We start from the raw sequence: 15,225 nt of genomic DNA, 5'->3' as shown, positions 1-15,225 counted from the left end.
CGAGGCCCGCCGCCGCAGTTCGGCGCGGTGCAGCTTGCCGGTCGCGGTGCGCGGCAGCTCGGTGACGAACTCCACCACCCGCGGGTACTTGTACGGCGCGATGGTGCGCTTGACGTGCTCCTGGAGGGCACGCACCGTGTCCGGCCCGGCCGGGACGCCCGTGCGCAGCACCACGTACGCCGTGACCACGCTGCCGCGCCGCTCGTCGGGCGTGCCGACCACCGCGCAGTCGGCCACGTCGGGGTGGGCGGCGAGCGCCTGCTCGACCTCGGGCCCCGCGATGTTGTAACCGGCCGAGACGATCATGTCGTCGTTGCGCGCCTGGTACCAGAAGTAGCCGTCGCGGTCACGGACGTAGGTGTCGCCGGTGAGGTTCCAGCCGTCCCGGACGTAGCTCAGCTGGCGCTCGTCGTCCAGGTAGCGGCAGCCGGTCGGGCCCTTGACGGCGAGCAGCCCGGGTTCGCCGTCCGGCACCGGGCGGCCCTGTTCGTCCAGTATCGCGGCGCGGTAGCCGGGGACGGGCCGACCGGTGGAGCCGGGGCGGATGGACTCGTCGGCGGCCGAGATGAACACGTGCAGCAGTTCGGTGGCGCCGATGCCGTCGATCAGCCGCTGCCCGGTGGCCGCGTGGAAGGCCCGCCAGACGGCGGCGGGCAACGGCTCGCCCGCCGAGACGCAGCGCCGTACCCCGGCCAGCCGGTCGGCCAGCCCGGCGGCCAGGATCGCCCGGTAGGCGGTCGGCGCGGTGAACAGCACGCTGACCCGGTGCTGCCGGACCTGCTCGGCCAACTGTTCGGGTGTGGCCTGCTCCAGCAGCAGGCCGGCGGCGCCGGCTCGCAGCGGGAAGACCAGCAGGCCGCCGAGGCCGAAGGTGAAGCCCAGCGGCGGGGTGCCGGCGAAGAGGTCGTCGGGGGTGGGGTGGAGCAGGTGGCGGGAGAAGGTGTCGGCGTTGGCGAGCACGTCGCGGTGGAAGTGCAGGGTGGCCTTGGGCCGGCCGGTGGTGCCGGAGGTGAAGGCGATCAGGGCGACGTCGTCGGCGGCGGTCGGGACGGCGGCGAAGCCGGGCGGCTTGGCGGCGCAGCGGGCGGTGAGGTCCTCGGGTCCGCTGCCGCCGTAGGCGACGATCCGCAGGCCGGGGGTCCGCGCTTGCCGCAGCTCGGCCAGGAAGCGGTGGTCGCACAGGGCGAGGACGGGTTTCGCGATGCCGGTCAGTTCGGTCAGTTCGGTGGCGCGCAGCAGCGGCATGGTGGTCACGACCACCCCGCCGGCCTTCAGTACGCCGAGCCAACAGGCGGCCAGCCAGGGGGTGTTGGGGCCGCGCAGCAGCACCCGGTTGCCGGTGGCGAGGCCGAGGTCCTCGGTCAGCAGGCGGGCGATCCGGTCGGCGTGGTCGCGCAGTTCGCCGTAGGACCACTGCTCGGTGGGGGTGAGCAGGCAACGGCGGTCGGGTCCGAGGCGGTCGATGGTGTCGTCGAGCAGGGCGGAGGCGCAGTTCAGGCGATCCGGGTAGGCCAACTCCGGTAGTTCGAAGAGGAGTTCGGGCCACTGCTCGAAGGGCGGGAGGTGGTCTCGACAGTATGTGTCCACGTGCGCTGAGGGGGAGAGCTCCATGGGCGGGCACCTCATCGTGCGAGCGGGAGTGAGGCCAGTATGGCGCGTTGGTGACGCCAGTCAAGACAGCGATACATGCATTCGGGCGACGGGCCCTGCCGATGGTGGCGGTGCGGGGACTGAACGTGCGGAGGCGAGGGCTGGACGTACGGAGGGGTGGGCCTGGGCGTACTCCTGCGCTGACCAGCACATCCGGGGGCTCCGGTCGGTGCAGAGTGGGAGCATTCGAACGGAGGTCGAGGAGCGGGGATGATGAGACAGCTGGCTTCATGGGGTGCACGCGTCGGTGTGGGGTTCGGCCGGGCGTGCGCGGTGGCGGTCGTCACCCTGCTGATCCCGGCGGTGTGGGCCGCCGCCGTGGCGCTGGGGATCCGGTGGGGGCCGGCGAACCCGTGGTCGTGGCTGCTGCCGGTGGTGCTGGTGGGCACCGGCACGCTCGCCCTCGCCCCTCCGGTCTGCCGGGCCGTCCGCTTCCTGGTCGAGCGGTGGACCGGCACGGCCGTCCCCGCCGGCTACCGGGAGCCCGGGCCGGTCACCCGGATGTCCACCGGCTACTGGTGGAACGGGCACTCCTACGAGCGCAGCCGCCGGGACGCCGTGCTTGACCAGGCGTGGCGTACCTGGTGGGGCGACCCGGCCACCTGGCGCGACCTGCGCTTCACCGGCATCGCGCCGTTCACCGCCGGCCTGGCCGCGGCCGTCCCGCCGGCCGGGGTGGCCGCGGCGGTCCTCGGGTCGGCCCGGCCGGAGCCCCTGGCCCGCCTGGTCGGGGCGCTCGCCGCGGTCGCGGCCGTTGCCTCCGCCCCGTACGCCTGGCGGCTGGTCGAGCCGGTGGCGGTCCGCTTCCTCGGCCCGTCCGCCGCGATGCTGCTGGCCGAGCGGGTCGACGAGCTGACCGCCCAGCGGGCGGACGCGACGGTCGCCCAGGCTGCCGAGATCCGCCGGATCGAACGGGACCTGCACGACGGGGCGCAGGCGGGCCTGGTCGCGCTCGGGCTCTCCCTCGCCACCGCCGAGAAGCTGATGGAGACGAACCCGGAGCGGGCCAGGGCCCTGATGCGGGCGGCGCGGGCCGGCGCCGCGAGCTCGCTGGCCGAACTGCGCGACCTGGTCCGGGGGATCAACCCGCCGGTGCTGACCGAGCGCGGCCTGGTCGCCGCCGTCCACGCGCTCGCCCTCAACAGCCCGCTCGACGTGGCCGTCACCGTGGCCGGCGCCGCCGTCGGCGCTGCGACCGGCACTTTGTCCGGCACCGTATGTGGCACTTTGTCCGGCACCGCCGACCGGCCGTTCCGGTGGGAACCGCCGATCGAGTCCGCCGTCTACTTCGGGATCGCCGAACTGCTCGCCAACGCCACCAAACACGCCCGGGCGACGGCCGTGCGGATCGACATCGCCCCCAACGAGACCGGCATCGTCGTCGATGTCGAGGACGACGGCCGCGGCGGAGCCGTGCCGCGCGGTGAGGGCGGACTCGCGGGCCTGCGCCGCCGACTCGCGGTGTTCGACGGCACCCTGCAGATCACCAGCCCCGAGGGCGGGCCGACGCGTGCGACGATGATGGTGCCATGCGAATCGTCGTAGCCGAGGACCTCTACCTGCTCCGGGACGGAATGGTCCACCTCCTGGAGGCCTACGGGCACCAGGTGGTGGCCACGGCCGCCACCGGCCCCGAAACCCTCGACGCCCTGCTGACCCACCGTCCGGACGCCGCCGTCGTCGACGTGCGCATGCCGCCGACCCAGTCGGACGAGGGCCTGCAGGCGGCCCTCGCCGCACGCCGGGAGGTACCCGGACTGCCGGTGCTGATCCTCTCCCAGCACGTCGAGCAGCTGTACGCCCGCGAGCTGCTGGCCGACGGCACGGGCGGCATCGGCTACTTCCTCAAGGAGAGCGTGTTCGACGGCGAGCAGTTCGTCGACGCCCTGGAGCGGGTCGCCAAGGGCGGCACGGCCATGGACCCGGCCGTCATCGCCGCGCTGGTCTCCTCCGCCCCCTCGAACCGGCGGCTCGACCGGCTCACCGAGCGCGAGCTGGAGGTGCTCGGCCTGATGGCGGAAGGGCTGTCCAACCAGGCCATCGCGCAGCGGCTGTTCCTCAGCGACAGCGCGATCAGCAAGTACACCACCTCGATGTTCGGCAAGCTCGGGCTCATCGACGACGAGAACGGCAACCGGCGGGTCCTCGCGGTCCTCGCGTACCTCAACAAGCCGTGAAACAAGCCGTGAAACAAGCCCTGACCGTCAGGTGGTTGCGGTCTGTGCGGCCGCGTCCGGGGTGTGGCCGTCCTGCGCCTGCCGGGCGCGATCGGCCAGCAGCCGGGCGAACATCGTGAGCCAGGGTGCGGTGACGGCGGCACCCGGCCCGTTGTCGTGCACCGTGAGCACCACGCCGCCGACCCGGACCAGCGCCACCGCCGCCGACGAACCGCGCGTCCGGACGGCGCTCTGGTCGCCGATCCGGGGGAGGGCCATCGCCCCCGAATCCTCGCCGGCGGTGCGGTCGAGCGTCGTGTCGAAGGCCCGGGCGGCGGCCTCGGGGGAGACGAAGGTGACCGCGGTGAACTCCACACTCTGGATGTCCGCCGCACTGAACCGCACGGTGGCGTAGGCAAGTTGCTGATCACAGGAGTCCGGCAGCAGACACGGCACCTCGCCGTTCGTACCCGACCCCGACTCCGGCCCGCTCTGCACCTGCCACCCGCTCGGCATCGCCCGCGCGTCGGGCAGCACGCCCTGCACCAGCGCCGGGTCGCGCAACGGCTGTGCGGCGTGTGCCAGACCGGGCCCGCCCGGCTTCAGCAGCGGGCGCGAGCCCAGGTGGATGCCGATTGCGACCAGGGCGGCGATCAGCACCAGCGCCAGGGCCACCACGATCCCGGCGCTGCCACGGCGCGCGGCGAGGGCCTGGGCCCGGGCGTCCGCCGGGCCGACCCGCAGCTGGACGGTCGTCGGGCCCGTCGTCGGCGGCGCGGTGGGCGGCCCGGTCCGCAACTGGACGGTGCTCGGCCCGGTCCGCAGCTGGACGGTCGACGGATCGGCGGGCCGCCCCAGCCCGGTCGTCGCCAGGTACTGCGCGAACGCCTCGTCGGAGGCCAGCAGATGGGCGACCGCGGCGGTCAGCTGCGCCCGCGCCCCCACGTCCTTCGGGCTCGCCTCGGCCGAGGCCAGTGCCCGCGCCCCCTCCGGCACCATCCGCAGCCGCGCCCGCACCACGTCCGCCACCGCCTGGTGCGGCCCGCCGACCAGCAGCGCCTCCACGACATCGGGTACCATCCCGCGGCCGTCCCCCATGGCAACTCCCCTTGCCGGACCAGTCGTTGCCTCCACGATCCCGGACCGGCCGGTACTTCGTACGCCCGCCGAAACGGAACGGAGACGCAACTGCAACCGCTCCCGGACGATGACGGGGCCGGTGGGGCGGGTGTGGTGCGTGGGGCACGGTGAACGGGGGCGTGGTGCGTGGCGGCGCGGACCGGCCGTTGTGGCCGCCTCGGCTACCGTCCGCCGGAGGAGCGCCGCCGACGCGGACCGGCAGGGCAGGGCGGCTTCGCGGGCGTCCCCGTCACCGGGGGATGACGGCCAGGGCGGCGATGACCTCCGGCGGCAGGGCCGGGTTGCTCGCGGCGGCTTCGGCGGTGCGGGGGTCGGGCGAGGCCAGGCAGCGGGTGAGGGCCTCGGGGCCGGCCTGGGGGTGGGCCGCGATGGCGCGCAGGGCCTTGCCCGGTACCGGTTCGGTGGTGGCGATGCGGTCGAGCAGGGCGGTCGGGGTGTCCGGGTTGGCGGCCACGGCGGTGGCGACCTTGGTGCCGAACCGGTCGAGCAGGGCGGCGAGTTGCGCGGGCATGAGGCCGGGGTGCGGGGCCACGGCCTTCGCCACCGCCGCGTCCGGGTCGGCGGCGAGCGCGTCCCGTACGGAGGCGGGCAGGTCGCGGTGCCGGGCGACGAGCATCCGCACCCGGGGCTCCGAGGAGCCCGCGAGGTGGGCGAGTTCGGCCGGATCGGCGGTGGCGATCCGGGGGAGCAGGGCCGGCCCGATCCGGACGGCGACGGCGAGCCGCTCGAGCAGGTCGAGCGGTATCCGCGGGTGGAAGGCCAGCCGTCGTCGCACGTCGTAGCCGTCGTCGGTGGCGAGCCGGTGCATCAGCGGCAGGTCGATGCCGGGGTTCTCGGCGAGGTTGCCCCGGATCCAGGGGGTGGGGTCCTCGGCGAGCCGGTGGTAGGTCTCCGCGGACAGCCCCGGGTGCTCGGAGAGCTGGCACCGGACCGACAGGTGGTCGTCGACGTGCCGGGCGGCCGCAGCGCCTGGCGTCGCGGGGTTGCCCGCCGCCTGGCCGCGGACCCGGTCGTCGTCGTCGGCCAGCAGCGCCGTCAGCAGCTCCGGCGGCGCGGCCTCGTTCGCCGCGACCCACCGTCGCACCTCGGCCTCCGGGTGTCCCGCGAGCCGGGCCGACAGGTCGGACCGCAGGGTGTGGCGACCGAACTCGGCCAGCACGTCGGTCTCCTCGTCCTCCGCGAGGAGGTCGGCCACCTCGTCCGGCAGGCCGGGACACGAACCGAGCCGCATCCGGACGTACGGGTCCGGGTCCCGGACCAACTGCCGCGCCCAGGCCGGATCCCCGCGCCCTTCGTCCAGCAGGGCGAGCGCGACGGCCGGCCGGGCGACCGGATCGATGTCCTCCGCGCGCAGCAGCCCGCCGTAGGCGAGCCGGACGGCGGCGTCCTCGTCGCGTTGGGCGAGCCGTCGGACCTGCTCCGGCGCGAGGTCGGCCCGGTCTGCGAGAGCACAGGCCAGCTCCTCGTCGGCGTCGGCGGCGCGGATGAGGTACCCGAGGAGGTCGCGGGGCAGCGCGGGGTTGAGGGCGACGGCGTACAGCAGGGGCGGCATCCGGGCATTGTGCCCGCTGCCAGGCTGGTCCGCCGCCGATTTCCGGCGGACCCGGCCTGGGGTGGTCGGCCCCCGCCGGGGTGCGGTCAGGCCGTCGGAAGCCGTCGGGAGCCGTCGGGAGCCGTCGGGGGGCTCAGGCCACCGGCATGGACATGTACACCGCCCGCCGCCCGTAGCTCGCCGGCACCCCGACCTCCCGGTGCGCCCGGTAGCCGAGCAGCCGCAGCAGGATGTCCGCCCCGCGCACCGCGACCATCGAGATCCGCTCGAACCCCTGCTCGCTCGCCTGCTCGCGGAAGTGCCGCATGAACCCCAGCGCGACGTCCCGCCCGCGCAGGTCCTCGGCGATCACCAGGTCGTGCACGTGCAGGTTTCCCGACTCGTACACCGCCTCCTCCGGCCGGCTGAGGTCCGGGCAGCGCAGCGGCGGGTACGGCAGGCTCAGCAGGTAGCCGCGTACGACGCCGCGCTCCTCCAGCACGAAGCAGGTGTCGGGCGAGCTGCGGGCCCGGGACTGCAACGCCTCCCGGCCCTCGGACAGGCCGTCGGCCGCGTAGGCGGCGTGTTCCAGGTCGACCACGGCGTCCCAGTCCTGCTCGGCCAGCAGCCGGATTCGGAGATCCTCGCTCACTCGGCCGGCTCCTCCGCGCCGGCGCCGATGCCCTCCGCGCGGGCGCCGATCCCTTCTGCACCGCCGCCGATGCCCTCCGCGCGGGCGGCGATCCCTTCTGCACCGCCGCCGATGCCCTCCGCGCGGGCGGCGGCCACCAGCGCCGCCCAGGCTTCCATCAGCACCACCCACCGCTCGGCGTCCTCCTGCGCCTCGTCCAGGAGCTGCCGGCGCCGCCCGGCCACCACGTCCGCGAGCTCGGCGTACTTGCCGCCCAGCTTGCGGTAGGAGCGGTCCAGGACGTCCAGGCAGTGCTCGTTCCCGGCCCGGTCCCAGTCGACGCTGCCCCGCACCAGGCCGAGGATCGGCTCGACCTTCAGCCCGTGCCGCTCGTCCAGCATCCCGCGGCCGAGGTCGATCATCCCGCCGTAGACCGGGTACAGGTACAGCATCGAGAGCAGGAACTTGACGAACCGCATCTGGTAGGAGACGAAGCCGGCGCCGGTGCGGCGCTCGGACGTGTAGTAGTTGACGATGTGGCGGTTGTGGGTGACGCCGGGCAGCCGGGAGTGGACCATGGCGTGCAGCAGGGCGTAGTCGCTGCCGATGGTCTCGATCGAGGGCAGCAGCGGCAGCACCTCGTAGGCCCGGTGGTCCAGGGCGATGTTGCACATGTAGACGTCCCAGATGTCGGGCACGCCGAGGACGGAGTGGTCGGTGCCGAACGGCTCGGCGCCGGCGCCCTTGAAGGAGACGTCCACCATCGCGTCCCGGTCCTCCTCCGACCACACCGGCGGGGTCCACAGGCGCACCACGTCGCGGTAGACGGCCGGGTCCAGCTCGTGGATCTCGCTGATGTCCACGTTGAGTTCGCCGATGAAGGAGCCGCTGACCAGCATCACCGGCTTGTCCGCGTCGGCCGGGTCGAGTTCGGAGCGGGACACGCCGGCCGCCGCCTCGCCGGCCGGCCGGCCGATCGAGAGCAACTCGTGGTGGATCGGGAAGACCTTCCGGCCGTCGCGCACCTGGAAGTCGGCGTCGTCGTTACGCAGGTGCGCCGAGGTGCAGCCCAGGGCGGCCGCGCCCAGGAACAGCCGGTTGACGCAGGAACCGTACGCGACGGCCTGCGGGAGCATCAGGTCGAGCAGCAGCTCCGGGTCGGGGGCGCCGGAGCGCTCGGCCACCCGGTGCAGGAACTCCCGCTGCTGCGCCTCGCCGAGGTGGTGGACGACCACGCCGGGGGTGGGTGCGAGTGCGCTGACGGCGCCCGCGTTCTCCGCGAATCCGGCGGCGTCGGTGGTGTCGAGGATGAGCAGGTGCACCTCGACGTCGAAGGTGGCGACGGCGTAGGCCGCCTCCTCGGCGAGGTCCGCGATGGTGGCGGCGCAGGGGCGCATGGTGGGCAGGGCGAGGCAGACTCTTTGCATGGCGCGGGTGTCTCCGTCGGATCGTCAGATTCGTTGTCACGATGGCGAGTTGGGCGCACAGGGAGGCCCTGGAGCGGGCTTCGACCGGTCCGTCGGACTACCGTGGACTAGACCATTTGTGATGTCAACGATTGACAGCCGGGCCTCGGCGGGGTGGAATGCGCCCTCCTCGCGCGGCCGCGGGCCCGGCAGCGTGTCCGGGCCCGCGGCTCGCACGCGAGAGCGAAATCCCCTCGCCGAGTCGAACGGCCGGGCGAGTGTGGGCGGTTCGATGCCGCGTATTGAGCCGTCGGGGTCAATCCGGACCGCCGATGTGCCGATACCGGAAGCGATGTCCTCATGCCGTTGGGAGGAGACCGCAATGCCTGACCCGTGGCTGCCCGGTGCCGAGGTCCACGACCTCGGCGACCACGCGCCGACCGACCAGCAGTACCCGCCGAAGGCCATCGCGCACATCACCTGGGACCGCAACGCGACCGCCGCCGCGCCGCAGGACTGGTGCTCCTACGAGGACCTGGTGAACTACTTCACCGGCAGCGGCGCCGGCGACGCGCCGCACCTGGTCTGGGACCCGTTCAGCGGCCGGACGGCGCAGCTGTTCCCCGCCGACTCCCGCTCGAAGAGCCTGCTCAGCCCGACCGGGAGCCCGACCCGCACCAACCGGGCCGGCCGCGTGGTGATCCAGATCGAGGCGGTGTTCTTCCCCTACTGCCGCTACGGTGGAAAGGTCTACCCGCGGCTGGTCGACACCCCGTGTGCGGGCTGGGACCGGATCCACGCCTGGATCGCCTCCTGGGGCGTCCCCGACACGTGGCCGATGGGACGCCCGATCGACTTCTCCGGCCACCGCGACGAGCACGTGTGGGAGACCTGCGGCGGCTGGTACGCGCACGCCCACGTACCGTTCAACGACCACACCGACCCCGGATCCTGGCCCGACCTCACGGCCGGCCCCGGCTCCCCGGACACCCCGCCCTCGCAGCAGCACCCGGTGCCCCCGGCCCGCTACCAGGTCTCCATCAACGGCCTGCCGTACGGCTACGGCGCCCAGGGCTACCAGGTGACGGCGGTCGGGCGGGCGCTCGTCTCGCGCGGCTTCGGCGCCCACTACCACGACGGCCCCGGGCCGACCTGGACGGACGCGGACACCGAGAACTACGCGGACTACCAGGTGAGTCTGGGCTACTCCGGCCAGGCGGCGGACGGCGTCCCCGGCGAGGGCTCGCTGAACCGGCTGCTCGGCTACATCCCCGGGCAGCGGTCGGTGTCGGTCGCCCACGTGGTCTCCGCCGCGCGGACCGACCCGGGCGCCGAGCAGGGCCACCGGACGTACGGGGCCGAGGTGGCGATCGTGGAGCAGGCGCTGGTGGACGAGGGACTGCTCGAACAGCGCTGGGCGGACGGCTCGTTCGGCAGCCGTACGGTCACCGCGTACGCGGCCTGGCAGCGGCGCTGCGGGTACGAGGCGGGCGCGGCGGACGGCATTCCCGGACAGGCCTCGCTCCACCGGCTGGGCGCGGCGCAGGGCTTCGCGGTGACCGACTGAGCGACGCGGTTCTCCGGGGGTGGTACTCCTGGGGAAGGTGTGTCGGCGCGTCCGGACGAGGGAGCGTACTCGCCCGGGAGTAGCCGAGGTTACTTCCGTCGTCAGATGCCCGATGAGGGGCGGGCGGGAGAGTCTGGGGCCGTTCGCGTGGCCAGACTCGAAGGAGGTACCCGTGCGCTCGTCCAGCGGAGTCAACGGCGCCGGATCCAACCGGGTCGTCGGAGCTGTCGCGACGCCCGAACCGGTCCCCGGTGGCAGGCGGCGATCCGCCGATCGCCGCCTGCCACCGAGGGCGCGCAAGCCTCTGGTGGTCCTGCACGTCGTCGCCTCGGTGAGCTGGCTGGCACTGATGCTCTGCCTGCTCACCCTGGCGGTGACGGCGCTGACGACCGGGGACGCCGACCGACTGCGCACCGCCTACCGGGCGATGGGCATGCTCGGCGACGCGCTGGTGCTGCCGCTCAGCCTGCTCACCTTCCTGAGCGGGGTGGCGCTCGGGCTCGGCACGTCCTGGGGCCTGTTCCGCTACTACTGGGTGAGCACCAAGTTCTGGCTGACGCTCGCGGCGATGGCGGCCTCGGTCTTCGCCCTCACCGCCCGGCTGCACGATGCGGTGCGCGTGGTGGACGCGCACCCGTCCGGCCCGATCCCGGCGGCGGCGCTCGGCTTCATCCGCTACAACACGGTGATCGTCCCGGCGGTCGCCCTGTCGCTCTACCTGGTGAACGTCATCCTGTCGGTGTACAAGCCCTGGGGTCGCCGTCGCGCCGCCGCCGCGGGTGCGCGTCAGGGCCGAATACCGGGGGCGGGCGCCTGAGTCGCGGGCCGACGGGTCGCCTGAGCCACGGGCCGCCGACTCCGGGCTCCGGGGCCCGGAGTCGGCGGGAATGCCCGCCCGGTGGGCACGCGTTGTCCAGCCATGTGACCAGCGCTACGCCCACCGTCAGGCTCTCCGTGCTCGACCGCTCCCGCACCCGACAGGGCGAGGAGCCGGCCAGGGCGCTGCGGGACACGGTGGACTTCGCCCGCGAGGCCGAGCGGCTCGGGTACCACCGGTTCTGGGTCTCCGAGCACCACGGGGTGCCGGGGGTGGCCGGTTCGGCGCCCACCGTGCTCGCCGCGGCGGTGGCGTCGGCCACCTCGCGGATCCGGGTCGGCACCGGCGGGGTGATGCTGCCCAACCACCGGCCCATGGTGGTGGCCGAGCAGTTCGGGGTGCTCGCCGCGCTGTTCCCCGGCCGGATCGACATGGGCCTCGGCCGCTCGGTGGGGTTCACCGACGGTGTCCGGCGGGCGCTCGGGCGGGAGAAGGACGCGGCGGACGACTTCGGCGCCCAGCTGGCCGAGCTGCTCGGCTACTTCGACGGCTCACAGCAGGTGCACCGCGATGTCCACGCCCGGCCCGCCGAGGGCCTGCACGTTCCGGCCTTCGTGCTGGCCACCGGCGCGGGCGCCGACCTGGCCGCCGACGCCGGGCTGCCGCTGGTCATCGCCGCCGCGCGCGGGGACGACCGGATGCTCGCGGTGATCGACCGCTACCGTGCCCGGTTCCGCTCCTCCGCACGGGCCGCCGAGCCGTACGTGGTGGTCGCGGGGACGGTCGCGGTCGCCGAAACCGCCGAGCGGGCCCACGAGCTGTTGGTCCCGGAGGCTTGGTCCGGCGCGTACTCCCGCACCCACGGCGAGTTCCCGCCGCTGGCCCCCGCCGACGAGATCCGCGCCCGCTCGATGACGGCGCGGGAGCGCGCCGCGTACGAGCAGTCGCTCAAGGGCCACATCGCGGGCACTCCGGAGCAGGCCGCCGCCGAGCTGGCCGCGCTGGTGGAGCGCAGTGGCGCGGACGAGTTCCTGGTCACCACCAGTACCTACGACCGCACCGCGCTGCTCGACTCCTACCGCCTGCTCGCCGAGGCGGTCGGCCAGGCCCGAACCGGGATGCACGATTTCTGACCAGGCGTGATGACCTGCTACTGTTCTTCTCGTCGAGAGGAAGTGATCTTCCGGAGAGCGAAACTCTCGAGCAGGCGTCAGTGGTGCTACCAGAGCACGTCCTACTTTCAGTAGGAAGAGTCCGTGCAACCCGGGCCTGGCGCTCCACCCGAAGGGGCCCGTTCCGTCCAACGGAACGGGCCCCTTCGTCATGTGCGGCACTCATGACCGCCGCCATGGGCGTTCCTCATGGCCCTCGCCATGAGCGTTCCTCATGGCCCTCGCCATGAGCGTTTCTCATCACCTTCGGCATGAGCGTTCCTCATGGCCGGGGCCGCATGTGTTCGCTTCTCGCGTGGATGTCCCTTTATCGCACTTCGGGGCTCGAAACCCTCCGTGGCGGCCTGGTATCGGCCAAGGTCCCGTGCCAGGTGGCCGAGGAATGCCGCTTCCGAACGATCGACCGGCCAGCGGGTTTGCCCATCGGTCAGGTCTGACGCATCGTCATACCTTGGCCGGAACTGGCCGCTAATGATGTGAATATGCCATTGGAATGTTCGTCATACGGAATCCGGCAGTAGCCTTCCGTGTCGAACCTGCCACTGCTGGTGGCGATCCGGCCGGTGCCGCGCAGCGCCCGGCCGCCCAGACCCCGCGAAGGAGCCGGTGTGCCGGGTATCGACGAATGCCTCTCCGGAGCGATGGCGATCGCCGGAGCACGCGCCGCGAGCCTCGTCGACTGGAGTAGCGGGCTCGCCCTCGGCAGCCTCGGAGACAGCCCGACGGGCGAACACGAGACCTCCGCCGCCGAGGCAACGGACCTGGTGCGAGCGGCTGTTGAGAGCCAGACCTTCACGGTGGCGGAGGACCGGCGATCCCCGCTGGAGGACATCATCGTCACGGCCGGCCGCAGCTACCACCTGATCCGCTTCATCGACACGGTCTTCGACAGCCGGCTCGTCCTGCACCTCTGGCTGGACCGTACGGAGGGCAACCTCGCCGTCGCCCGCTTCCGCCTCCAGGCGCTGGCCGAGGAACTGGTGCTGGGGTGAACTCGACGTCCGCGACACCCGATCCGTGTCGGCCGCCCGTCGCATTTCGGCCGCCGGCCCGCTCCTCTGCCACCCCCGGAGCCGCCCCCGGGGCTGTGCCCGGAGCCGTTCCCGGAGCCGTCTCCCGGCGGTGGACCGCGTGACCGCCGCCACCGGCACCGCCCCGCCCCCGGAGTGCGCCGCGCCGACGACCCCGGGCGAGGCGCTCGCCCTGCTCGCCGACCGCCGCGCCACTGGCACCCTGCACGGCCCGCTCGGCACCCTCCACCTCGTCGACGGCCAGGTGGTCGGCGCCGAGTCCCCCCGGGCGCCCGGTCTGGCCGACCTGCTCACCGGCTGCGGCCGGATCACCCCCGAGGGCTGGGCGGAGCTCCTCCACGTCCACGGCCCGCGGGCACGGGTCGGGGACGTGCTGGTCGAACGCAGGCTGCTCACCCGGGGAGAGCTCGAACTCGGCCACCTGGGAACGCTGTTCGACGCCGCCTTCTTCGTCCTCGCCGATCCGGGCGGCGGCCTGTGGCGGTTCGAGTCCGACGCCCGGCACTGGCTCGGGACGGTCGCGACGGTCGATCCGGACCGGCTCCGCCGCGAGGTCGAACGCCGACGCCGGCTCCTCGACCGGATCTGGCCCTGGGCGCAGCTCGACACCGCGCCGGTCCGCCCGGTCGCGCACAATCGCCGACCGTCCCACCGCCCGCCCGGCCGTCGGAGCCGCGAGCTGCTCGACCACGCCGACGGTCGAAGAACCCCGGCGGACCTGGCCCGCCTGCTCGGCCGCTCCGGCTTCGGTGTCACAGCGGACATCCGCCGCCTGGCCGCCGCCGGACTGCTCGACGCACTGGGGCCTGCCGCACCACCGCACACCACTGCGCCGCCGGCCGTCGTACCGCATGCCACCGCGCCGCCGGCTGCGGGCCCTGCCGCCACGGGCGGGAGGCCGCCCGGCGGCCTGCACCGCCGGATCCCCGGCGCCACCCTGCGCGGTGTCACGGCGACCGGCGCTCCAGCCGCCGACGCAGCCCGGGTCGGCACTCCGTTCGCCGTGCCGACCGGCCCTGCGTTCGCCGCCCAGGCCGTCGCCCCGATCGCTCCGATCGCCGCTCACGCCCGCCCCGAACGCCAGCCCACCCCGGCAGCGGCCCACCCGCTGACCGTCCCCGACCCGGACATCGCGCTGCTGACCCGGGTCCGAGACCTTCTGGAGGCCCGACTTTGACCCACTCCCCGCCCGCGACCCCGTCGTTCCGGCCATGAGGCGGGCGCTCAAGCAGCGTGTCGGAAGGAGACAACTGATCGCCTTGGAGACCGAGCTGCTCGCCGAACTGCGTGCCTGCAAGCACCGCGTCCCGCACCTCGCGGGCGGCCTGGTGGCCAGCGTGGACGGCCTGCTCGTCGCGCACGACACCCATGGGGTCGAACCCTCCGGCCTGGCCGCGATGACGGCGGCCTCGCTCTCGCTGGCCCAACGGCTCGCCGACACCACCGGCCAGGGCGAGTTCCGGGAGTCGCTGGTGCGCGGCGAGTACGGCTACGTGGCCACCTACGCGGCCGGCGGCAGCTGCGTGCTGACCCTGCTGGCGCACCCGGACGTCAACGTCGGCCGCCTCCACCTGGAGGCCCGTCGCAGCGCCCAGCGAATCGCCGGGCTGCTCAACGACACCCTCCTGCCCAAGGACCCGCGCGACGCGGGCTGACCCGAACCGCCCACGCCACCACCTCACGACCTCACCACCCCACAGCCCAGCCACCGAAAGGGAGTTACCCAGATGACCGACGCAGCCGGCGCGCTCAAGCAGGCCATGACCACCATCGAGGGCGCCCTCGGCGCCGCCCTGGTCGACTACAACAGCGGCATGGCGCTCGCCACCCTCGACGGCCCCGGCGGCCTGGACCTCAACGTGGCCGCGGCCGGAAACACCGACGTGGTCCGCGCCAAGATGCGCACCATGGACATGCTCGGGCTGCAGGACGGGATCGAGGACATCCTGATCACCCTGTCCAGCCAGTACCACCTGATCCGTCCACTCACCGGGCGCACCGGCAAGGGCCTGTTCCTCTACCTCGCCCTGGACAAGGCCCGCGCCAACCTGGCCATGGCCCGCCACCAGCTCGTCAAGATCGAGGCCGACCTCGAGGTCTGACACCCACCGGGCACCGGAGGAG

At 73.6% G+C, this 15,225-nt stretch carries 13 protein-coding genes and 1 pseudogene; 9 read left to right on the top strand and 5 right to left on the bottom strand.

Annotation, left to right across the window (positions count from 1 at the left end):
- Positions 1-1,611, bottom strand: a pseudogene (locus tag ACIBEC_RS36415) (AMP-binding protein); the annotation flags it as partial.
- Positions 1,612-1,863: 252 nt separating this feature from the next.
- Here ACIBEC_RS36415 and ACIBEC_RS36410 point away from each other — a divergent pair.
- Both ACIBEC_RS36410 and ACIBEC_RS36405 read left to right on the top strand, forming a co-directional pair.
- Positions 1,864-3,195: a histidine kinase gene (locus ACIBEC_RS36410; RefSeq protein WP_360503344.1), complete on the top strand. Its 1,332-nt coding sequence runs from the start codon at positions 1,864-1,866 to the stop codon at positions 3,193-3,195.
- Complete coding sequence (locus ACIBEC_RS36405) at positions 3,180-3,827, top strand: response regulator transcription factor (RefSeq protein WP_360503245.1); 648 nt, start codon at positions 3,180-3,182, stop codon at positions 3,825-3,827. Before ACIBEC_RS36410 ends, ACIBEC_RS36405 begins: the two co-directional genes overlap by 16 nt.
- Before the next feature lie 27 nt (positions 3,828-3,854).
- Here ACIBEC_RS36405 and ACIBEC_RS36400 read toward each other — a convergent pair whose 3' ends face one another.
- The 4 genes from ACIBEC_RS36400 to ACIBEC_RS36385 all read right to left on the bottom strand — a co-directional run bounded on the left by ACIBEC_RS36400 (position 3,855) and on the right by ACIBEC_RS36385 (position 8,535).
- Positions 3,855-4,886: a hypothetical protein gene (locus ACIBEC_RS36400; protein ID WP_360503248.1), complete on the bottom strand. Its 1,032-nt coding sequence runs from the start codon at positions 4,884-4,886 to the stop codon at positions 3,855-3,857.
- A gap of 289 nt (positions 4,887-5,175) precedes the next feature.
- The gene (locus ACIBEC_RS36395; protein ID WP_360503250.1) at positions 5,176-6,498 is read right to left on the bottom strand and encodes a hypothetical protein; all 1,323 of its coding nucleotides are present in this window, start codon (positions 6,496-6,498) and stop codon (positions 5,176-5,178) included.
- Positions 6,499-6,631: 133 nt separating this feature from the next.
- Entirely contained in the window at positions 6,632-7,129 is a 498-nt protein-coding gene (locus ACIBEC_RS36390; RefSeq protein WP_360503252.1) for a GNAT family N-acetyltransferase, read from the bottom strand.
- Positions 7,126-8,535, bottom strand: coding sequence for a DUF6271 family protein (locus tag ACIBEC_RS36385; RefSeq protein WP_360503255.1), 1,410 nt, complete (start codon positions 8,533-8,535; stop codon positions 7,126-7,128). Before ACIBEC_RS36385 ends, ACIBEC_RS36390 begins: the two co-directional genes overlap by 4 nt.
- 361 nt (positions 8,536-8,896) lie before the next feature.
- Between ACIBEC_RS36385 and ACIBEC_RS36380 the strand changes: the two genes are divergently transcribed.
- From ACIBEC_RS36380 to ACIBEC_RS36350, 7 genes are all read left to right on the top strand, one after another.
- Entirely contained in the window at positions 8,897-10,081 is a 1,185-nt protein-coding gene (locus ACIBEC_RS36380) for a peptidoglycan-binding protein (RefSeq protein ID WP_360503258.1), read from the top strand.
- 172 nt (positions 10,082-10,253) lie between these two features.
- Entirely contained in the window at positions 10,254-10,898 is a 645-nt protein-coding gene (locus tag ACIBEC_RS36375) for a DUF2269 domain-containing protein (protein ID WP_396289864.1), read from the top strand.
- Between the two features lie 104 nt (positions 10,899-11,002).
- The gene (locus tag ACIBEC_RS36370; protein ID WP_360503347.1) at positions 11,003-12,031 is read left to right on the top strand and encodes an MsnO8 family LLM class oxidoreductase; all 1,029 of its coding nucleotides are present in this window, start codon (positions 11,003-11,005) and stop codon (positions 12,029-12,031) included.
- 647 nt (positions 12,032-12,678) lie between these two features.
- Positions 12,679-13,062 carry a hypothetical protein gene (locus ACIBEC_RS36365; protein WP_360503350.1) on the top strand — a complete coding sequence of 128 codons (384 nt, stop codon included), beginning with the start codon at positions 12,679-12,681 and terminating at the stop codon, positions 13,060-13,062.
- A 139-nt stretch (positions 13,063-13,201) separates the two neighbouring features.
- Complete coding sequence (locus tag ACIBEC_RS36360) at positions 13,202-14,278, top strand: hypothetical protein (RefSeq protein WP_360503263.1); 1,077 nt, start codon at positions 13,202-13,204, stop codon at positions 14,276-14,278.
- 82 nt (positions 14,279-14,360) lie between these two features.
- The gene (locus ACIBEC_RS36355; RefSeq protein ID WP_360503266.1) at positions 14,361-14,756 is read left to right on the top strand and encodes a roadblock/LC7 domain-containing protein; all 396 of its coding nucleotides are present in this window, start codon (positions 14,361-14,363) and stop codon (positions 14,754-14,756) included.
- Between the two features lie 72 nt (positions 14,757-14,828).
- Positions 14,829-15,203, top strand: coding sequence for a hypothetical protein (locus ACIBEC_RS36350; RefSeq protein ID WP_360503269.1), 375 nt, complete (start codon positions 14,829-14,831; stop codon positions 15,201-15,203).
- Positions 15,204-15,225 lie beyond the last annotated feature (22 nt).

It is taken from the genome of Kitasatospora sp. NPDC051164 (assembly GCF_044455625.1).
Classification (GTDB): Bacteria; Actinomycetota; Actinomycetes; order Streptomycetales; family Streptomycetaceae; genus Kitasatospora.
The sequence above is the reverse complement of the archived record's forward strand: the minus strand, read 5'-3'. Positions and strand labels throughout refer to the sequence as shown.